Here is a 20,190-nt window from a genome sequence, read left to right on the forward strand (position 1 = left end):
CGCCCCGGCGGTCGCATCCGGCCTTAAGGCGAACTGGCCGACCACCGAGTTGTAGGAGGAGAACGTCTCCGCTTCGCGGTAGACCTGGCTGGCCTCCTCGTGGCCGGTTACGGCCACCACGCCGAGGTGAGGTAACGGCAATACGGACAGGCCTCGCGGAGCGCATCGAAGTACGGGTAGGGGTCCGCGACGACCGACTGATCCGTGAAGTAGTCGATGGTCTTCCAGTCACGCACCATGACTCCTTTTTCCGATGCCGATCGCACCGATTCTCGACGTTGTGCCATACATACGTATATCATGCTTGCTATACGTATGTATAGTCCTGCCATGGGGCGCCGGTCTGACCGCCGACGACGATCATGGACTACGAACGGGCGGGAGAGTGGCGTGCGGATCGGCTTGACCGGCGGGAACATCAGCGGAAAAGGTCGTCCATCAGGCCCAGCAAGCGGAGCGGGACGGCTTTACCTCGCTGTGGTATTCCAGCGCGGTCATGGGTGACCCGCTCGTCGCGATGGCGATCGCCAGCCGGGAAACCACCTCGATCGAGCTGGGGACCGCGGTTCTGCAGACCTACCCGTGCCACCCGTTGCTGCAGGCGAACCGGGCGTCGTCCGTGGTCGCGGCGATGGGCCGCCCCGGTTTCGCCCTCGGGATCGGACCGTCACACGAGCCGCTGGTGCGGGGCGTCTACGGAATGTCCTACGACCACCCTGGTCGGGCCACGGAGGAGTACGTGCGGATCCTCACGGACCTGCTCCGCGGCCGGGACCTCGACGCCGACGGCGAGGACTGGAGCGCCCACAGTGCCGGGATCATGGCGCGGGCGGCGGACCCGATCCCGGTCCTGGTCGCCGCGCTCGGGCCGCGGTTGCTGCAGGTGGCTGGTGAGATCGCCGACGGGACCGTGCGTGGATGGCGCCCGCCCGCGCCATCGAGTCCCACGTCGCTCCCAGGATCCATGCCGCGGCGGCCGCCGCCGGCCGCCGGCCACCGCGCATCGTGGCCGGTCTGCCGGTCGCCGTGCACGACGACGAGGCGGAGGCCCGGTCGGCCGCCGCGACATACTCGACGGCATACGCGGGCAGGGCGAACTACGAACGGATCCTCGGCATCGGCGGCGTGTCCACTCCTGTCGAGGCCGCCATCGTCGGCGACGAGAAGGCCGTCAGCGCGGCTCTGCGCGGTTTGCTCGACGCCGGCGCGACCGACATCTGGGCAGCCGTCTTCCCGGTCGGCCGCGACAGACAAGAACGGGCGGAATCGACGCGGCGAACGACGGACCTCCTGCGTGAGCTGGCCACACGGTAGACCCCGTAGCGCAGGGCACAGTCCGTGATCCCTGCAATCGTGGAAGGTAGTCGATGACATCGTCGCGTCGCGTCGGCGCCGCAACGTCGAAGACTCGGACGCTACTGCTGGACGGTGCCGAGCACCTCATGCTCGCTCAAGGTTATGCGGCGGTGACCTACCGGGGTGTCGCCACCCAGGCCGGCGTCACCCCCGGGCTCGTCCAGTACTACTTCCCGGCGCTCGACGACCTCCTCGTTGCCCTGGTCCGACGCGGCATCGAGCAGAGCCTGGCTCGGCTGGCCACCTCGCTCGAGACAGAACCTCCTTTGCGCGCCGTCTGGGAGGACGCCGGCGACAAGGCTCGATCGGCCCTCATGGCGGAATTCATGGCCCTCGCCAATCATCACAAGAAGATCCGAAGCGAACTCGTGAAGGCGGGAGAACAGGCGCGCACACTCGCACTCGCCGCGCTGTCGGCCCGGTCGAGCGAATACCCGCGGTCACCGGATTCACCCTCCCCGGAAGCGCTCCTGTTTCTTATGATCAGTACTCCACGGATGATCGCGATGGAGGAGACGATCGGCCTCTCGACATTCCATGCCGAGACGGTCGACTTCATCGAGCGTTACCTCGACCGGGTCGAGCCCCGGCCGCGAGCCACTCCGAGACGGTATCGAGACCAGGTTCTCGCGAACGACAGGAAACATGATCGACCACGTGGGCCGGCGGCGGCCGACCCGGGCTCCCTGTCGAGGCCGACATGAAAGGGTGCCCGGGTTGGCCGCCGGCTGATCAGTCGGCTCAGTCGGCTCAGTCGGCCGGGTGGGTCAGGACTGGGCCGGGAGCACGTGGTCGCCGACCTTGTCCGTCGAGAGGTCGAGCGAGCAGATGTAGGCGTCGTGCGTCTGGCACCTGACCATGTCCGGCCGTTCGTACTCCTGCCGGCAGACGTGGCAGGTGAGGGTCTCGCCTGACGGGTTGCCGTACTCGTCGTACATCGGCAGGTCGATGCCGTCGTCCGTGCGGCGCAGGTAGTACCTGCCCCTCGTGGCCACGGCCAGGATCGGTGGCAGGACGAGGGCGAGCACGATCGCCACGAGCGGCGAGTAGGGCTTGAGCCCGGAGCCGAGGCCGCCGTAGAAGTCGATGATCGAGATTCCCGCGGCCAGCACCATCGACCCGAACCCGACCGGGTTGACGGCGTAGAGCATGCCGCGGCGGAATTCGGGCTTCAGCGGCGAGATCTTGAGCAGGTACTTGTTGAACACGATGTCGGAGGCGACCGCGACCACCCAGGCCATGCCACAGTTGGCATAGAAGGCGAGGATCGTGTTGAGGAAGCTGAACATGTCGGCCTCCATCAGGATCAGCGCCACGAGCAGATTGAAGCCGAGGAAGACCAGCCGGCCGGGGTACGTCTTCGTGATCCGGGTGAACGAGTTGGTCCRGGCCAGCGAACCGGAGTAGGCGTTGGTCACGTTGATCTTGACCTGGCTGATCACCACGAGCGCGACGGCGAGGGCCAGCGCGCCCCAGTGCGGCAGGAGGTCCTGGTAGATCTCCAGGAACTGGTGCACCGGCTGGTTGGCCACGCCCGCGCCGTCCGCGACGTTGGCGATGATGTAGACGGCCAGGAACATGCCGATGATCTGCTTGATGGCACCGAAGACCACCCAGCCCGGACCGGCCAGCACCATCGCGGTCCACCAGCGGCGCGAGTTCTCCGGCGTGCGCGGCGGCATGAAGCGCAGGTAGTCGATCTGCTCGGCGATCTGGGCGATCAGTGAGAGACAGACGCCGGCCGCCAGGAAGACCGAGCCGAGGTCGAACCCGCCCTTGCCGTCCTGCCCGCCGTAGTCGAAGAACGCGCCGATCGAGTCGGGGTGGCGGATCAGCAGGTAGGCGAACGGCAGCACCATCAGCACCAGCCACAACGGCGTCGTCCAGAGCTGGAGTGTGGAGAGCAGCTTCATGCCGTACACCACGAGCGGGAAGATGACGATCGTGGAGGTCGCGTAGCCGATCCACAGCGGGATGTGGAGGCCCAGGTTCAGGCCCTGGGCCATGATCGAGCCCTCCAGGGCGAAGAAGATGAACGTGAAGGACGCAAAGATCACGTTCGAGACGACCGAGCCGTAGTAGCCGAAGCCGCTACCCCGGGTGATCAGGTCGAGGTCCAGGTTGTAGCGGGCGGCGTAGAAGGCCAGCGGAAATCCGGTCAGGATGATCACAACGGCGAAGACGGCGATGCCCCACAGGGCGTTCGTCGTTCCGTAGGAGATGCCGATGTTGGCCCCGATGGCGAAGTCCGCGAGGTAGGCGATGCCACCGAGGGCCGAGATCGCGACCATGCCCGTGCCCCACCGCCGGTAACTGCGCGGCGCGAACCGGAGCGTGTAGTCCTCCAGGGTCTCCTTGGCGGATCCGGTGCTGGGTTGGTGGGTTGCGGGGTCGTGCGGGAGGCTGACGGTGCTCATCGCGGACTGCCTTTCTGCGGGCGCGGGTCCGAGGCCGCCGGAACAACGGGCGACGGGCGACGGGGGCGGCGCTGACCCCTGCCGATCAGCGAACATCCGGCCGCTAAACAACCGCCAAGCGACGACCAAGTGCCCTGGCCACCGCCGAAAGCGGCGGCGTCAACCCCGCGCGCACGGCGACGCCTTCAGCGAAGCGTGCGCAGGGCTACGGCGACGCGTTGGTGCTCGGCGACGATCTCCCGCACCAGCGGGTTCACCTCGCCCGCGGCGCCGGGGTGGGTCTCGACCTCCTGGCACAGCCGGGCAAGGTCGGTGGCCCCGAAGGTGGCACCGAGGCCTTTCAGGGTGTGCGCGGCTCGCCGCACCGAGTCTGGGGCGCGACCGGCCGCGGACAGTGTGTCCACCAGCCCCGGCGCGTCGGCGAGGAAGTCGGCGATCAGGCCGGACAGGGCTGTCGCGTCTCCGCCGAGAAGCTCACTCAGCCGCTCGAGCGCGGCCGGGTCCAGGACGGGCCGGCCAGCCGGTGGTCGTGCCCGTGCCAGCGCGGCGACGAGGTCGGGCGGCACCAGCGGCTTGGTGAGGTAGTCGTCCATGCCAGCCGCCAGGCAGGCCTCCCGCGCGCCCGGCTGCGCGTTGGCGGTGAGCGCGATGATCCACGGTCCGCCGCCGCCGAAGTGGGCCCGGATCCGGCGGGTGGCCTCCAGGCCGTCGAGGTCGGGCATCTGGACGTCCATGAGGACGACGTCGTAGCGCCCGCGCCGCGCCGCGGCCACCGCCTCGGCGCCGCCGCTCACCAGATCGGCACGATGGCCGAGTCCGGTGAGCTGAAGGAGCACCAGTCGTTGGTTCACCGCGTGGTCGTCGGCCACCAGGAGCCGCAGGGCACCGACGCCGGCACCGACACCGTCCGCTGCCCGCTCGGGGACCGCGGGACCGGCGGTGGACGCGGCCAGCGACGTCGTGACGGCGGCCGGGCGGGCGGCCGCCGCGGTCATCGCGCGGAACAGCGCGGCTGGGCGGATCGGCCGGGTCACCACCGAGACACCTTGCGGGGCGTCGGGGCCGGGGAGCCGGGCGAAGGAGGTGATCAGCACGATCGGCACCCGCTCCGCGGCGGGGATGGCTCGCAGCGCGCTGGCCAGGGCCAGGCCGTCCATCCGAGGGGGGCGGTGATCGAGAACCACCGCGTCGTACCGGCGTCCGGCGCGCAGCCACCGAAGCGCGGTCTCGGTCGATGCCGTGATGGTGATCCGCATGCGCCAGGACCGGACCAGCCAGTTCCCGACCAGGGCGCGGGTCCGGGAGTCGCTGCCCACCATGAGCACCTCCCTACCGGCCAGGGCGGAGATGTCCTCGGGTACCGGGTCCCGTCGCGCCAACGTCGCCGCCGCCGCCGGCATGGTGACGGTCATGGTGGTGCCGGAGCCGGGCTGGGAGGCGGCGGTGATCGTCCCGCCCATGAGGGCGGACAGCCGGCGGCAGATGGCCAGGCCCAGCCCGGTGCCGCCGTAGCGCCGTGAGGTGGACGTGTCGACCTGGGTGAACGAGTCGAAGATCGACTCCAGGTGCTCGGGTGGGATGCCGATGCCGGTGTCGCGCACGACGAAGCGCCACTCGTGCGTGCCTTCGGCGTCGCCCGGGGACGCGCCGACCGTGACGGTCACCTCGCCTCGTTCGGTGAACTTCACCGCGTTGCTCAGCAGGTTGAGCAAGATCTGCCGGACCCGCGTCGGGTCGCCGACCATGGCCTCCGGGGTGCCGGGTTCGATGTCGCAGACCAGTTCGAGGTCCTTGGTGCCGGCGTCGGCCGAGACGAGGTCGATCGCGGCCTCCACGCATTCGGCGACGTGGAACGGCACCCGTTCCAGGCGGAAGCGGCCGGCCTCGATCTTGGAGAAGTCGAGGATGTCGTTGATCAGCAGGAGCAACGAGTGCGCGCTGTCGTGGACGACCTCGGTGAGGTGGCGCTGGCCGGGGTCGAGACGGCCGTCCAGGAGCAGCCCCGACATGCCGATGACCGCGTTCATCGGGGTCCGGATCTCGTGGCTCATCGTCGCCAGAAAGGCGCTCTTGGCGATGTTGGCGCTCTGGGCGGTGGAGGCGGCGTCGCGCAGCGCGTCCGCGGTGCGGACCCGGTCGGCGACCTGGCCGAGCTGGGCCGCCACGTCCGACAGGAGAGCCAGCAGCGCGGCGTCCGGGGCGGCGGGGCCGGCGGTGAGGAACTCCAGCACGGCGACCACCTCCGCGCTCTCGCCTCGGCCGGTACGCACCGGAACGGCGATTCCCGCGCCGGGTCCCCGTGCCGTCCCGTGCTCGGCGGAGAGCTGGGGCAGCCAGACGGCCTCCCCGGTCGCGAGAACCCGGCCCGGCAGGCTGGACGGGCCGGGCGCGGCGGCGCTCGGGCGCAGGAGGTCGGCGGACGTCGTCAGGGGCACCAGCCGGTCGCCGTATCGGTGGTAGGTCCGGCCAACCGGCCATCCGGTGTGCGCGCGGACCAGGTCGACCACGTCCGCGGCGGCCGCGGAGAGGTCGGTGGCCCGATGCGCCGCGGCGGCGACCTGGTGCAGCAGCCGCAGCTCGGCGGAGCGCCCCTGCACCCGTTCGGTCATCTCGTTGTAGCGCCTCGCCAGGGAACGCAGCTCGCCGACTCCCGCCACCCGCGCCCGGACGTCGGCCTCGCCGGCGGCCATCCGGGCCGTCGCGGCATCGAGCTCCGCGACCGGGCGGAGCACCGCCCGGCGGGTCACGACGACGAACACCGCCATCCCCGCGAGGAGCAGCAGCGCCGCCACGATGGCGCCCACCGACCAGACCCGGGCCTGGTCCGTGGCCCGCGCGGTCTCCCCGGCCGTGCGGGTGTCGACGAGCGCCAGCACCTGCCCGATCGGCTGCATGATCCCGTCCTTGGCCCGCAGGTAGGACGCGTCGAAGAGCATGTCCGTCGCCCGCTGACGGTTGGCCGCGCCCCCTTGGGCGGCCAGGTCGAACGCCCGCTTCTCCACGGTGGCCAGGGCGTCCGACCGCGTCTTGGCCGCGGCGAGCAGGCCCAGCTCCTGGCGGGTGAACCCGGCCCCGGCGGCGAGCCCGGCGAAGGCCGCCGGAGGACCGAACGGTGTGGGACGCCGACCGGTGTCGGTCACGACGTCCCAGTAGATGTTGCCGTAGTTGCGCGGTCTTGGCGCCGTGCCGTCGCGGATCTCCAGGATCTCCTGGAACCAGGCGCGGTAGCGCGGCTGACCGGTGACCACGTACGTCCGCGCCATCCGGGTCAGGTCGTCGGAGGTCTGCCGCAGCTCGTAGGCCAGGCGTAGCGACTGCGACCGCCGGGCCTCGGCCGTCCCCGCCTGCCGCGTGCTGCTCTCGGCCTTCAGGCTGACCAGCAACAGCGCGGCCAGCAGGACCACGCCGACGCCGGCACCGCTGCGGACCACGCCGCGCAGCGACATCGGTCGACGGTTCACGCGTGTTCGGGCCCGGTGCCGATCCGAGCCTGGGAGACCTCCGCTCGAAGCATGGCGATCTCGGTCCGCAGGGCTGTCTCCCGCTCGGCCGCCGACCGCCTGGCCTGCAGCGAGGAGCGCAGCCGGGCCCGGAGCATCGTCGAGCTGTATGGCTTCGGCAGGTAGTCGATCGCGCCCAGCTCGATGCAGCGCACCACGCTCTCCAGCTCCGGCACTGCCGACACCATGATCACCGGGACGTCGGCCAGGACGGGATCTGCCTTGATCTCGGCCAGCGTCGCGTACCCGTCCAGCACCGGCATGAGCAGATCCAGCAGGACGATGTCGAACCCGCGYGGATCGTCATCGGCGGCCCGCAGCATCTCGAGCGCCCGGTGGCCGTTCTCCGCCGTCTCCACCTCGTGACCGAGCTGGGCCACGGCGGACGCGAGGAGCCTGCGATTGATGGCGGTGTCATCGACCACCAGGACTCGGCCGCGCCGATCCGCGGGCGGCGGCTCGTGGTCCGGCGTCGCCACCTCGGCCGGGGACGTCGACGCGGACGCGGACATCGCCGTAGACGTGGACGTCGCCGTGGGCACGGGCACGGGCGGCGGCGGCCGCCAGGCCAGGACGGGGTCCTGCCGCAGCACGGCCTGCTCCAGTTCTCGCAGCCCGGCGCCCGGCTCGAGCCCCAGTTCGTCGTTGAGCACCCGGCGGGTCTCGCGATAGGTGGCCAGCGCCTCCACCTGTCGCCCGCACCGGTACAGCCCGAGCATCAGCTGTGCCCGGAGGCGCTCTCGCAGCGGGTGCCGGCGCACCCACTGCTCGAGCTCCGCGACGAGCGCGGCGTGCCGACCCAGGGAGAGCTCGGCGTCGATCCGGGCCTCGACCGCGCCGAGGTGCAGTTCCGTCAACCGGGCCGCCGCGGCCCGGACGAACGGCGTGACCGGGACGTCGGCGAGTGCCGGGCCGCGCAGCATCGCCTCGGCGCGCAGCAGCAGCCGTGCCGCCCGCTGCGGGTCCCGGGCGTCGAGCGCCTCCCGGCCACGGGCGACCAGGTCGGTGAAGACGTGCGCGTCCACGGCCTGGGGCTCGATGTCGAGCAGGTAGCCGGGAGACGCCGTGACCAGGACGGTCGCCGTGCTACCGCGGGAACGCTCTGGTTCGAGTACCCGGCGCAGCTGCGAGACGAAGACCTGTACCGTGGCGGCCGCCCGGGCCGGCGGCTGCTCCGGCCACAGGTCGTCGATGAGCTGATCGACCGAGACCACCCTGCGGACTCGGAGCAGGAGTGAGGCGAGGACAGCCCGCTGCTTGGGGCCGCCGACGTCCACCGGTTGCCCGTCCCGGTACATCTCGACGCGGCCAAGCAGCCGGAACTCAAGGCCCACCATCCGTCGATCGTCACCAGTAGGTGTTCACGACACGTAAGCCTTGGATTACGTTCRCATGGCCGGGCGTCAGGCACGGCGCGGGCGTCCCGCGGAGCTACCCGGGGAACGGGCCGGCCCGGCCGAGGAGCACGGGCACGTCGTGACGTCGGACAGGGTGCGACGAAAGGCGGGAGCCACGATGGACAGGTCCGCGACGCCGCGCCTCCCGGCCACGGTCGCCCGGGTGCTGGACGCCGCCCTCGCGTCGCGGCCGGGCGCCACCGCGGTCGACGCGGTCTCCGGCGCGTGGTCGTACGCCGAGCTCGACGAGCAGGCCGGGCGGGCCGCTGGCGCTCTGTGGTCACTCGGCGTCCGCCCGGGCGACCGGGTCGCGGCCTGCCTGCCCAACGACCTGGACATCGTCGCGGCCTTCCACGGCGCGCAGCGGATCGGGGCGGTCTGGGCGGGGATCGGAGAGGCGCTGGCAGGAGGCGAGCAGGAGGAGCTGCGCGATATCTGCGAGCCGCGCGTCGTGCTGGCCGGGCCGCGCTGCCAGCTGAGCTCCCCCGGCCGCGTCGATCCCGACCGGTGGGCGGTGCTGCTGGCCGGCGCCGAGCAGGCCCCGCCGGTCGAGGTGGACGCCGACGCGCCGGCCGGGATCGCGTTCACCAGCGGGACGTCGGGGCGGCCGAAGGCGGTGGTGCACAGCCAGCGCAACCTGCTCCTGCCGGGCGCGGTCCTCGTCGCCACCCGCGGCTGGGGCCCCCAGCTGCGCAAGGGCGACAGTTTCCCGTTCACGATCCTCAACCTGATGGTGCTGTCCACGCTGCTCACCGCGCAGGCCGGTGGGTGCGCCGTCGTGATGAACCGCCGCGACGTCGATGGCGTCGCTGAGTGGATCTCGACTCGCCGGGTCACGGTGTGGAACGGGGCGCCGGCCCAGCTCCACGACCTCGCCAGACGCCCGGAGGCCGACCTCAGCTCCCTCGAGGAGGTGTGGAGCGGAGGAAGCGACACCCCGGACGCGCTGCGCCAGGCCTTCGCCGACACGCACGGGCTGCTCCCCCGGGCCACCTACGGCCTGACCGAGGCGCCCACGGTGGTGTCGATCGACCCGCCGGGTAAGGAGTGGCGCCCAGGCGCGAGCGGCCGCGTCCTGCCGCACTACGACGTCGCGGCCTACGACGACGAGGGGCGCCGGCTGCCGGCCGGCGAGCCCGGTGAGCTGCGGCTGAGCGGGGCCGCCACCGGCCCGTGGGCGGGAGCGTGGCACCCGACGCTCGGGTACTGGGAGCGGGGAGCCGTCCGCCCGCCGGAACCGGGACCCGTCGCGACCGGTGACATCGGGACCGTCGACGGCGACGGCTGGCTGCGGGTGCTGGACCGCAGGAAGCTGGTCATCATCCGGGGCGGGGCGAACGTCTACCCGCTCGAAGTGGAACGGGTCATCTCGGCGCACCCGGACGTCGCCCGGGTCGCGGTGTGCGCCGTGCCCGACGACCGTCTCGGGCAACGGGTGGCCGCCCTGGTCGAGAGCGCGGGCCCGGCGGCGCTGGATCTCGACGCGCTCGCGGCGCTGTGCCGCCGCGAGCTGGCTCCTTACAAGGTCCCGGAGATCTGGTCCCAGGTCGACGCCCTGCCGGTGAACGCCATGGGCAAGGTACGACGCACCGGCCTGCTGGAGCTCGCGGGCCTCGACCGGCACCCCGAGGGCAACTGACCTCGACCGGCACCCCGAAGGCACCCGGCCTCGATGGCGGGGCTCTCCCGCCGCTCGGCCAGCTTGTGGAAGACACCGGAATACCGATCCGACGCGGTCCTGTCCACGCGACGCACCTATCACCAACGGTTGTCCGCCTGACGATGACCCTGTTGGCAACAACAACCACCACCGTCACCCATCCTTTCGTCACTGCCGGTGCCCACCCGCGGAGGCGTGAGCAGGGCGGCGAGCCGAGCGCCGAGGTGCTCCCAGGTCCAGCGGGCACGCATCCAGGCGCGGCCGGCCTCGCCCATGCGGTATCGGCGGACCGGATCGGCAAGAAGCATCTTCACGGCCGCGGCGACCTCGATGACATCCGCGCCGTCGACCACCAGGCCCGTCTCACCGTGACGGACGACGTCCGGCGCTCCACCCGCGGCGCCGGTGATCACCGGTAGGCCGGCGGCCGCGGCCTCGAGGGCCGCGAGGCCAAGGCCTTCCCGACCGAGGCCCATGGCGTGAGCGCGAGACGGCAATGCGAACACGTCGGCCGCGTCCAGGTAGGCGGGCAACGCATCGGCGGACACAGCGCCGGTGAAGTGCACGCTCGCGTCGACACCGACGCTGCGGGCAAGGTGCCGCAGCACGCGAGCGTCCGGGCCTTGGCCGATGATGAGCAGCAGAGCACCCGGGTGACGGCGCAGCACGGCCGGCCACGCGCGGATCAGCATGTCCTGACCCTTGCGGGCGACCAGGCGGCCGACGCACGCCACCACAGGCCGCCCGCCCCAACCATGGACGCGACGGAGGTCCGCGCCGCCGGCATCGGGCCGGAACCGGTTGACGTCAACACCGCCGGTCAGCGGCTCGAAACGTACCGACGGCGACACCACCGTACGAAGTCGCCGCAGGCTGAAGTCCGTCACGTATGTCAGGACATCGACCCGGTCGCCTACGGCGCGCACGACCGACCGGCCGACCGGGACGTACGACCAGCCGAACTCGTGTCCGTGCGTCGAGCCCACGACCCAGTCGACGCCGGCTCGCCGGAGGGCGGGCGTGACCAGGGCGCGCGGTGTCGCGGACGGAAACCAGGCCGCCGAGCAGTCCGCCGCGGCGGCGAGTCGTCCCAGCCGACGCCCGGCGTCCGGAGAGGTCATCGCGGCCGCGGAGCTGCGGATCACCGAGAACGGCGCGGCCGCGTCCTGGCGCTCGGCGTCCGGATGCGGGGGCGCGACGACCACGAGCCRGTCCGCCGGTAGCGCGGCGGACAGCTGCCGGGCGAACGTCTCGATGCCTCCGATGACCGGGGGAAATTTGTCCGCGACCACCAGCGTCCGCGGCATCGTCCACCGCTCGGGGCCGATGGACGGGCGAGGACCGGTTGGCCCGCCCGGAGCGGTCAGATCCGACCCGAAGGAGTGCTCCATACCTTCCCAGCATTGACACGGCTCATGAGGCCACGATGTGAGGCGAAGTCAGCCAGGCGGTCCAATCCCGGCACGGCGACCCGGCCGGGGCGGATCTGGCACGCGTCATCCGACGACATCTCCGTCGAAGGTGAACCCCTCACCGGGCGGCCCCGGCGCGGCAACGCGGCGGTACGCCTCTCGTCCTCGACCACCGGCACCCGCATGGCCGCACGTTAGGACCGCCACGATGTGAATTCGATGTGTGTACCGCCGATCCAGGGCAGGCCCTGGCGGCTCGCGATCCGGCCTGGCGCCGCGCGGCGTCAGCTCGGTGAGGTTTGACCAGATCGACGTCGGCGACCCGGTGACGCCGGCGCTCGGGCCGAGGCGACGAGGCGAGGAGGCGGCGAGGGCACGCCGAGACACGGAGGAACGACCTCCACGAACAGTCGCCAAACTTTTCGTGAAGCAGGTATGCGACCTGAGTCGGGCGGTTAGCCTCCGAATCGGACATTCGACGCGAATGCGGGGTTACCGATCCTGACACTGGGCGGGTCCGCGGCCAACGACCACCCGAAGAGCATCGGGACGGGCGGGCAGCCGCCGGCGCCCGACCCGTCCAGCCCAAGCCCGTCCAGCCCCGCCGAGCACGGGGCCTTCCTCGAATCCTGGCGGCGGTCTTCACCCGGTCCCCGGCCGCGCGGCGCGATCCCCCGGCGCGTCTGGCTGGCCAGCATCGCGACAGCGGGGTTCGCCGCCGCGGTGACCGCGATCATCCTGATCGCCGTTACCGCGAACGACGGCTCGGCCATGGCCACGAACGACCCCGCACCGACCACGTCCGCGGCGAGTCCAAACCCCGACCGGCCCGCGCGGCCTGGGGCGACGGCCACACCGAGCACCGGGAAAGCACCAGCCGACCTCCCCAGTACGCAGGCAGAGCCAGGAAACGAGGCCCCGCCGCGTTCAGGTGGTGGTTCCGACGCCGGCGCGCCATCTCGGCCGGTCGGTATTCAGCCGCCGCCAGCGGTCCTCTCGACCCACGCCGACACCATCGCGGGCGAACCACCGGCCGCCGCGCCCGGACAGCAGGCAGCATCCACGCAGGGATCCGGATCCGGTGCCGGCTCGACCGCGAACTCGGGATCCGGGGCGGGTTCGGGTTCGGGTTCCAACTCCGGTTCGGCCGGTACCACCACCACCACCACCTCCACTCCCAGCGCGGCGAAGACAAACCCCTACTCCGCCGCCCAGGTGTGCGGCTCCGGCTACTCCCAGGTCGACAGCCACACCCTCACCAACGGCTCCACGACGGCCAAGATCTTCCTCATGTACGACGGCAGCAACAACTGCGTGGTCACGCTGAAGTCCGGTGCCGGCGTGGGCACGGCTCAGTCGATGTCGGCCTGGGTGCAGGCGCGCAACGGTTCGTCACAGGTGGTCGACGCGGGCTCCTACCAGTACTACGCGGGTCCGGTGAGGGCGTACGCGAAGGCGATCTGCGTGAAATGGGGTGGCAGCCTCGGCAACGTCTCGTGGAGCAGTGACTGGTCCCACTGCGGCTGACCCGCCTCCGCCGCGTGTCGCCACCTGCCGCGCTACGCCCGGATGCTGGTACCGCCGCCGGCACCAGGCGAGCCCATCGGGGCCGGTCCGCGTTGGCAGCGCGGGCACCAGTAGGTGACGCGCCCTTCCTCGGGGGCGTCCGACTGCGCCTGCTCAGCTACCCGGATGGCCGTACCGCACCGACGGCACGGCCGCCGGCCGCGGCCGTAGACCCACAGGTGCTCCCCCGGCCGCGCCGACCCGGTCGTGACCCGCGTGGGCCGATCCGCGTTGACCAGGATCATCTGTCGGGCTCGGTTGACAAGCCTGCCGAGATCGGGAACCTCGCCGACCCGCGTCCACGGCGAGACGCCGGCGACGAAGCACGCCTCGATCCGATAGATGTTTCCCAGGCCCGCGAGCACGGTCTGATCCAGCAGGACCATGCCGATCTCGCTCTCCGGCCGGGCCAGCGCGGCCGCCAGCACACGGTCGAGGTCCCAGTCCGGCCCGAGCACGTCGGGACCGAGATGACCCACGACGGCCGGTTCGTCAGCGGTCCGCAGGATGTCGAGAACGGGCAGCCGATAGCCGACCGCGACGTGCCGCGCGTTGCCGAGCACCACCCGGATCTGCCAGCCGGGTCCGCCACGCCAGGGCTCGCCGGCGGCGAAGGTGCGCCACGCACCCTCCATCCGAAGGTGGGAATGCACCGTAGTACCGCCGGAGCAACGCATCAGCAGGTGCTTGCCGCGAGGCACCACCTCGAGCACCGTGCTGCCGGTCAGGTCGACCGTCGCGTACCGCGGCACCCTGAAGTCGCTGACAGACAGCACCTGACCAGCCAGCGCCTGGTGCAGCCGGCGGGCGGCCTGGTAGACGGTGTCTCCTTCTGGCACAGGTGTCCCCCTCGAACGACTCCGTCTTCGATTCTCGCCGGCCGGCCGTCGAACCGGCGAAGCCCGGACCGCCGACGTCATCTGATCCACGTCGAGGTGGCCGTCGAGGCGGCTGACCACAGCCGGCGTGAGGGACCCGTCCGGCGACCAGTGGCCGAGCCTTGACACCCCTCCGTTCGTCGGTACATTAGTCAAGTAATGAACCGACCAACCATCGGGACGGATGGGTACGGCCGAGGAGAGGGGCAGGGGCGTGCTCGACGACAGCAGCCCGATCTTCGCCCAGATCGCCGAGCGGCTGGCCGACGAGATCGCGGACGGCACGCTCCCCGAGGGCGGGCGGGCGCCGTCGAGCAACGAGCTCGCGGCCTTCTACCGGATCAACCCGGCCACCGCGGCGAAGGGGCTCAACGTGCTGACCGAGGACGGGCTACTGGAGAAGCGCCGCGGCGTGGGCATGTTCGTCGCCGCGGGCGCCCGCGAGCGCCTGGTGGAACGCCGCCGCCAGGCCTTCGCCCAGCGGTACGTGGCGCCCATGGTCGACGAGGCGAACCGGCTCGGTATCGATGCCGAGGCTCTGCTCGCGCTGGTCCGCCAGGTGAGCGAGGGCCCGCCCGGCGCCGCCCTCGATGAGACAGAACCCAGATCCGCCAGGGGAGGCATCACGGTATGACACCCACCATCGCGGTGAGTGGCCTGACCCGCCGCTATCGCGGCCACGTCGCCCTCGATGACGTCACCGTCGACATCGAGGACGCGACCATCACCGGTCTGCTGGGGCGCAACGGCGCCGGCAAGACCACGTTCCTGCGGATTCTCGCGGCCCAGGAGTTTCCGTCGGCCGGCGAGGTCCGGGTCCTCGGCGCGAGCCCGATCGAGAACGACGCGGTACTGCGTCGGATGGTGCTGGTCCGCGAGGACCAGTCCTATCCGGACGTCAGGGTTGGGCATGTCCTGCGGGCGGCGTCGTGGTTCTACCCCGACTGGAGCGGCGAGCTGGCCGACGCCCTGCTCCGCGCGTTCGACCTGCCGGTCGGCCGGCCCGTCAAGAAGCTCTCCCGCGGGATGCGCTCCGCCGTCGGGATCGTCGTGGGCCTGGCCGCGAGGGCCGAGGTCACGCTGTTCGACGAGCCCTACGCCGGCCTCGACGCCGTCGCCCGCCAGATCTTCTACGACCAGCTCATCGCGGACTACACCGAGCACCCACGGACGGTCCTGCTGTCGACGCACCTCATCGACGAGGTCTCCGGGCTGCTGGAGCGGGTGGTGATGATCGACCGCGGGCGGGTCGTGCTCGACGCCGACGCGGACACCGTGCGCGGCGCCACGACGGCCGTGAGCGGAGCGGTGCCGGCGGTGGACGCGTTCGCGGCCGGCCGGCGCGTCTGGGACCGTCGCACGCTCGCGTCCCACGCGTCGGTGGTGGTCGGCAGCCCGCTGACCGACGGCGACCGGGCGTGGGCCCGCGAGCTGAACCTCACCCTCACCCCCCTGTCACTGCAGCAGGCCGTCGTCCACGCCAGTGCCGGGGCGGCCGGCGAACGAACGGAAAGGTCACACGCGTGAACACCGCGGCCCCCACCGCCAGCACTCTCCGCACCGCGATCAAGGTCGCCCGCTACCACCTGCTCGACCGAGTCGCCTACCTCGTCGCGCCGGGCGCGGGGCTGGTCTTCGCCTTCACGGTCGATGTGATCGTCGTCGGCCTGCTCCCCAGCAGTGACCAGGGCGATCACTCGGTCGGCGGCCTGGCGGCCGTCTGCGTGGTCGCCTTCGTCATCGGTCTGCAGAGCATCACCAAGGGGCTGTCGTTCGGACTCGCGCTGGGCCTGTCCCGGCGCAGCTACTACCTGGGGACGGCCCTCCTCGCGGTGACCTACGCCGCGGTCACCGGCGTGATCCTCACCGTCCTGCGGGCCGTCGAGGGCGCGACCGGCGGCTGGGGCCTGTCGATGCGCATGTTCCGGCTGCCGTACATCCTCGACGGCGCCTGGTACGAGGCCTGGCTGACGTCGTTCGTCGTTCTCACCCTGCTCTACGTCTACGGCTGCTGGTGGGGCCTGGTCTACCGGCGCTGGTCCCTCATCGGCCTGATCGCCTTCTCGGCCGGGCAGGTCACCGTCCTGCTCGCCGGGGCGCTCGCCACGACCTGGTCCCACAGCTGGTCCGACGTCGGGCACTTCTTCACCACGCTGTCCGCGATCGGGCTCACCGGGGTGCTCGCCGCCGTGGCGGTCGCGCTCATGGCCGGCGGCTTCACCACCCTGCGCCGCGTGACGATCTGACGGACTTGCCAGCCGGGCCCGCGTCAGTGGTCGCGGCCGGCCGCCAGCAGGACGGCCAGATCGGTCCACGACGTGGCCGGAACGGCCCACGGAGGCACCGGTTCGGAGGCGGTTCGTTCCGGGGCGTCGCCCAGGAACAGGTAGCGGTGCGGCACGGTCGTCATGTGGACCAGGACGTCGAGGCGGTCGTCGATGAAATGGGTGATGCCGAGGCGAGCGCAGACCGGGGCCTTCTCGGGGCGGCGGCGGACGAAGTGCAGGTTCGCCGACGGGATCCCAGTGCGCTCGAAGAACTCGTGATGCCCGAGCCACTCGCGGGTGAGGGCTGCGATCTTCGGACCACACTTGGAGACGATGTGGATCCGGCCGGCGAACGGGCCGGCGGCCAACGTCGTCAGCGCGTCGAACGCGCCGGCGACCGCCGGTGTCAGCATCGGCTGGGAGCTGAAGAACGACGTGTCCTGGTCGTCGGCGGCCCGGCTCGTGAGCACACCGCCGACATCGACGCCAAGCATCGGCAACGGCTCGGGCTCCGGACACGGCACCGGCCGGGCATCGGGAAAACCAACGGGCGGCTGAGCGTCTGGTTTCCGTCCGCGACCTTCGAGGTTCACGTTCTGTGTAGATACATCCATCATTCTGAGCACCACGATAGCCGCGGGGCTTCCTTCACGCCCGCCTTTATTTTTCACCCGCGGCAGTCGAGCTCTCGCCAGAAGACGCGCCAGGATTCTCGATGCCTCGTGCAGCGCATCGGGAGCCGCCGCCGACGAGTCAGGGCTCCGCTCAGCCGGGGCCAGGACGGGAGAAACGGGGGTCGAGCCGGCCAAGGAACAGACCGGCGGCGGCCAGGCTGGCAAGGCCGAGCGCGGTGAGGGCGCCCAGGTCGAGCAACAGGGTCTCCGTCGTGTGCCGCCAGAGCGGATCAGGAGAGACTCCCGGGTTGAGGCGTGGGTCAGTCAGCTTCTGGACGTCGATGAGGTCGGTCAGCGAGGCCGCGGCGGCGTCGCCCCAGCGGCCGGGCAACAGCCAGGACAACTGGTTCAGCCCGGGGCGACCGGCGAGCGAGATCAGCGGGCCGGCCAGCACCAGCTGTGCCGCGGAGAGTACGACCAGCGGCGGCATCGCCTTGTCGGCGTTGTCGACCAGCGCGGACACCGCGAGGCCCAGCATGGCCGCGGTGGTCCCGGTCGCCGCGACGATGACCGTCATCTCCACGATCGGATAACTGGTGAGCAGCCCGTCGGCCGGGAGCCGCCCCGCGAAACCGATGACGGTGATCACGATGCTCTGCACCGAGGTGATCATGGTCAGGACCAGCGCCTTGGAACCGAGATAGGCGGTGGTAGACAGGCCGATGGCGCGTTCACGCAGGTAGACGGGCCGTTCCTTGACGATCTCACGGATCGCGTTGGACATGCCCAGGAAACTCGCCACGAGCGTGACGACGAGCAGAACGCGGATCGCGTCCCGGTTCGGCTCTCCCGTCGGCACCGCGCGTAGCCCGTGCGGGGTCTCGACCAGCCGCGGAAGGAGCCCCAACAGGAACGGATAGGCGACGATCATGCGCAGGTAGGAGTGATCGGCGGCGATGATCCGCCCGTACCGGCGGCTCAGGGTCAGCAGCTGGGAGAGCATCGACTGCTGGCGTGGCGTCGGCAGCGGCGCGCGCGCTCGCCGGACGACCGGCGGGGCGGGGGGCGGGGCGACCGGCGTGGCGGGCGGGTTCTTCGCGAGGTGAACCGAGGACCGGTGCCGGCGGGCGAGTCGAGCCGCGCCGTCGGCGCTCTCGAGAACTCCGAAGGCGTCCGCCCAGCTGGCCTGGCCGAGGAAGGGCAACGCGCCCTGAGGCGGGCCGAAGTAGGCCACATGCCCGCCCCGGGTGAGAACCAGCAGGAAGTCGCACAGGTCGAGCTGGGCCACGCTGTGGGTCACGACGACGACCGTCCGCCGGTCGTCCGCGAGTCCGCGCAGCGACCGCATGACCTCCTGGTCGAGGCCGGGGTCCAGTCCGGACGTCGGTTCGTCGAGATAGAGCAGGGTCGGTTGGGTGAGCAGCTCGAGCGCGATGCTGGTCCGCTTGCGCTGGCCACCGGACAGCGTCGCTACTCGCCGGTCGGACAGGTCGACCCCGCTGGGCAGCGTCCACTCACCGGTCGCGGTGGCGTCGGCGAGGTCGAGCTTGTCCGCTCCGCGGGTGGTGAGGCCGAGCTCGGCGAGCACGGCGTCCACGCGTGCGCCGCGCTCCGCCCAGGTGGTCTCGGCGGGGAAGCGCAGCCGCGCGCCGTAGTCCAGGGCCTGGCGAACGGTGAGGGTGGTGTGCAGGATGTCGTCCTGCGGCACGTAGCCAATGCGCCGGCGCAGTTCGTCGTACTCGGCGTACAGGTCGCGGCCGCCGTAGCGGACGGTTCCGGCGCCGGCCGGGYGGAACCCGGTGAGCGCGCCCAGCAGCGTCGTCTTCCCCGCCCCGCTGGGCCCGATCACCCCGAGCAGCGACCGCCCGGGCAGGCGGAAGCTGATGTCGTGCAACAGCCGGGCCCCGTCGACGTCGACACACAGGCCCTCCACCTCGAAGGCGACGTCGCCGGTGTCGAGGTACTCGGCCAGCCAGGTCGGGACCGCCCGCGGGTCATCGGCGTCGCCCGCGTCGCCGACGGCCTGGAACACGTGGTGGCCGACGGCGATCAGGTCACCGGCGCGCAGCGACGCCTGTTCGACCCTGCGGCCGTTGACGTAGGTACCGTTCGCCGAGCCGAGGTCGACGACGCGCACGCCGTCCGGGCCGACGGTCAGCTCGGCGTGCTTCCGGGAGGCGAGCAGGTCGCCGACGACCAGGTCGTTCGTCAGCGCACGGCCGACGGACATCCGACCGGGCCGCAGCGGGTGGACGTGGCCCGGGCCGCCGAGTTCGGGCACCGCGGCGGGACCGGGCCCCGTGGATCCGAGCCGCCGGCCGGTCAACGCGCCGAGGTCACCGATGTGGACGGTCACCTCCTGGGACCGCGCGGGCGGCGTCGGCCGCCGGATCGGCATGGTGGCGGGCGCCTCCGCCTCCGCTTCCATCTCCGCCTCCACCGCGGCCCGGGCCGGGGCCACGGTGATACGCGGCCCGTCCACCGAGCCCAGGCGGAACTCGGACTGGGCACGGACCGGCATCCGGCTTACCCGGTGCCCAGCCATCCACGTCCCGCCGCTCCCTAGGCCCACGACCTCCCAGCCGTCGGCCGTCGGCTCGATCAGCAGGTGACGCCGGGACACCCGCGGGTCGGCGACCACCAGATCGGCGGTGGCGTCCCGGCCCACGAGGAACGACTGGCCTGGCTCCACGACGAAGACCTCGTCGCGGCGGCGAACCGTCAGAGCAGCCGACAAGTCATCCCTCCGCACGCTCTGGCGCCATGACAACTGCTCAGGCCACTGATCGTCGATCCCGACCGGTGGCCGCCTGCCTCGTCCGGCGGCGCGGGAACCACGATCCGACCCGGATTCTCCGTGGGCAGATCTACCTTTCTAGACCATTGTCGCAACAGCGGCGCGCCTTGCTGCGCCMGACGGCGCGGATCACCACCCACGCCAGCCACACCCGCGCGTCGCGGTCGACGGTGCGGTACGCGGCCGGGGCCGCCGACGCGATCACCACCTCGACGATCATGCTCACCAGGCGGGCGGAGGCGTCTGGACCTGCTAGATCACCAACAGTCAGATCTTCAAAAAATGGTTGGCGAGGAATTCGATCTGGCGTGAGGATGCCGTCGCCC

14 protein-coding genes and 2 pseudogenes are annotated in these 20,190 nt (G+C 71.4%); 7 read left to right on the forward strand and 9 right to left on the reverse strand.

Annotated features, from left to right (window positions below; all coding sequences use genetic code 11):
• Positions 1–18: 18 nt before the first annotated feature.
• Positions 19–236 (reverse strand): annotated as a pseudogene (locus BCD49_RS40995) (cytochrome P450); the annotation flags it as partial.
• A gap of 154 nt (positions 237–390) precedes the next feature.
• Between BCD49_RS40995 and BCD49_RS23945 the strand changes: the two are divergent.
• A pseudogene (locus BCD49_RS23945) lies at positions 391–1,314 on the forward strand (TIGR03564 family F420-dependent LLM class oxidoreductase).
• A gap of 53 nt (positions 1,315–1,367) precedes the next feature.
• The gene (locus BCD49_RS23950; protein ID WP_007506855.1) at positions 1,368–2,060 is read left to right on the forward strand and encodes a TetR/AcrR family transcriptional regulator; all 693 of its coding nucleotides are present in this window, start codon (positions 1,368–1,370) and stop codon (positions 2,058–2,060) included.
• 63 nt (positions 2,061–2,123) lie between these two features.
• Here the strand turns inward: BCD49_RS23950 and BCD49_RS23955 are convergent, their stop codons facing one another.
• From BCD49_RS23955 to BCD49_RS23965, 3 genes are all read right to left on the reverse strand, one after another.
• Positions 2,124–3,773 carry a purine-cytosine permease family protein gene (locus BCD49_RS23955; protein ID WP_071041933.1) on the reverse strand — a complete coding sequence of 550 codons (1,650 nt, stop codon included), beginning with the start codon at positions 3,771–3,773 and terminating at the stop codon, positions 2,124–2,126.
• A gap of 185 nt (positions 3,774–3,958) precedes the next feature.
• Positions 3,959–7,234, reverse strand: a complete 3,276-nt coding sequence (locus tag BCD49_RS23960) for a hybrid sensor histidine kinase/response regulator (protein ID WP_157845331.1) — start codon at positions 7,232–7,234, stop codon at positions 3,959–3,961.
• Positions 7,231–8,610 (reverse strand): BTAD domain-containing putative transcriptional regulator, encoded by a 1,380-nt coding sequence (locus tag BCD49_RS23965; protein WP_007506858.1) that lies wholly within the window; start codon positions 8,608–8,610, stop codon positions 7,231–7,233. The genes BCD49_RS23960 and BCD49_RS23965 overlap by 4 nt, the downstream gene beginning before the upstream one ends.
• A 178-nt stretch (positions 8,611–8,788) precedes the next feature.
• Between BCD49_RS23965 and BCD49_RS23970 the strand changes: the two genes are divergently transcribed.
• Positions 8,789–10,309 (forward strand): class I adenylate-forming enzyme family protein, encoded by a 1,521-nt coding sequence (locus BCD49_RS23970; protein ID WP_007506860.1) that lies wholly within the window; start codon positions 8,789–8,791, stop codon positions 10,307–10,309.
• Positions 10,310–10,428: 119 nt separating this feature from the next.
• Here the strand turns inward: BCD49_RS23970 and BCD49_RS23975 are convergent, their stop codons facing one another.
• Positions 10,429–11,637 carry a glycosyltransferase family 4 protein gene (locus tag BCD49_RS23975; protein ID WP_083401674.1) on the reverse strand — a complete coding sequence of 403 codons (1,209 nt, stop codon included), beginning with the start codon at positions 11,635–11,637 and terminating at the stop codon, positions 10,429–10,431.
• 828 nt (positions 11,638–12,465) lie between these two features.
• Here BCD49_RS23975 and BCD49_RS44260 point away from each other — a divergent pair.
• Positions 12,466–13,269, forward strand: coding sequence for a hypothetical protein (locus BCD49_RS44260; RefSeq protein ID WP_198939459.1), 804 nt, complete (start codon positions 12,466–12,468; stop codon positions 13,267–13,269).
• A gap of 32 nt (positions 13,270–13,301) precedes the next feature.
• On the opposite strand, the gene BCD49_RS23990 is transcribed toward BCD49_RS44260, so the two are convergent.
• The gene (locus BCD49_RS23990) at positions 13,302–14,147 is read right to left on the reverse strand and encodes a DNA-formamidopyrimidine glycosylase family protein (protein ID WP_007506865.1); all 846 of its coding nucleotides are present in this window, start codon (positions 14,145–14,147) and stop codon (positions 13,302–13,304) included.
• Positions 14,148–14,400: 253 nt separating this feature from the next.
• Here BCD49_RS23990 and BCD49_RS23995 point away from each other — a divergent pair, with 253 nt between their 5' ends.
• The 3 genes from BCD49_RS23995 to BCD49_RS24005 are packed head-to-tail and all read left to right on the forward strand — an operon-like array spanning position 14,401 to position 16,432.
• Positions 14,401–14,820 (forward strand): GntR family transcriptional regulator, encoded by a 420-nt coding sequence (locus BCD49_RS23995; protein WP_007506866.1) that lies wholly within the window; start codon positions 14,401–14,403, stop codon positions 14,818–14,820.
• On the forward strand, positions 14,817–15,713 hold the full coding sequence (locus BCD49_RS24000; protein WP_007506867.1) for an ABC transporter ATP-binding protein: 897 nt from the start codon (positions 14,817–14,819) through the stop codon (positions 15,711–15,713). The genes BCD49_RS23995 and BCD49_RS24000 overlap by 4 nt, the downstream gene beginning before the upstream one ends.
• Entirely contained in the window at positions 15,710–16,432 is a 723-nt protein-coding gene (locus BCD49_RS24005) for a hypothetical protein (protein WP_007506868.1), read from the forward strand. The genes BCD49_RS24000 and BCD49_RS24005 overlap by 4 nt, the downstream gene beginning before the upstream one ends.
• A gap of 23 nt (positions 16,433–16,455) precedes the next feature.
• On the opposite strand, the gene BCD49_RS24010 is transcribed toward BCD49_RS24005, so the two are convergent.
• The 3 genes from BCD49_RS24010 to BCD49_RS43680 form a co-directional block, all read right to left on the reverse strand.
• Positions 16,456–16,947, reverse strand: coding sequence for a hypothetical protein (locus BCD49_RS24010; protein ID WP_007506869.1), 492 nt, complete (start codon positions 16,945–16,947; stop codon positions 16,456–16,458).
• Positions 16,948–17,218: 271 nt separating this feature from the next.
• The gene (locus BCD49_RS24015; protein ID WP_071041935.1) at positions 17,219–19,804 is read right to left on the reverse strand and encodes an FHA domain-containing protein; all 2,586 of its coding nucleotides are present in this window, start codon (positions 19,802–19,804) and stop codon (positions 17,219–17,221) included.
• A 130-nt stretch (positions 19,805–19,934) separates the two neighbouring features.
• Positions 19,935–20,084, reverse strand: a complete 150-nt coding sequence (locus tag BCD49_RS43680; RefSeq protein WP_206744934.1) for a hypothetical protein — start codon at positions 20,082–20,084, stop codon at positions 19,935–19,937.
• Between the last annotated feature and the right edge of the window lie 106 nt (positions 20,085–20,190).

It is taken from the genome of Pseudofrankia sp. EUN1h (assembly GCF_001854645.1).
GTDB lineage: Bacteria > Actinomycetota > Actinomycetes > Frankiales > Frankiaceae > Pseudofrankia > Pseudofrankia saprophytica.

Coding starts and splice junctions, on each gene's coding strand:
- BCD49_RS24010 (WP_007506869.1), bottom strand. CDS start 16,947: ATGCTTGGCGTCGATGTCGGCGGTGTGCTCACGAGCCGGGCCGCCGAC.
- BCD49_RS23950 (WP_007506855.1), top strand. CDS start 1,368: ATGACATCGTCGCGTCGCGTCGGCGCCGCAACGTCGAAGACTCGGACG.
- BCD49_RS23970 (WP_007506860.1), top strand. CDS start 8,789: ATGGACAGGTCCGCGACGCCGCGCCTCCCGGCCACGGTCGCCCGGGTG.
- BCD49_RS24000 (WP_007506867.1), top strand. CDS start 14,817: ATGACACCCACCATCGCGGTGAGTGGCCTGACCCGCCGCTATCGCGGC.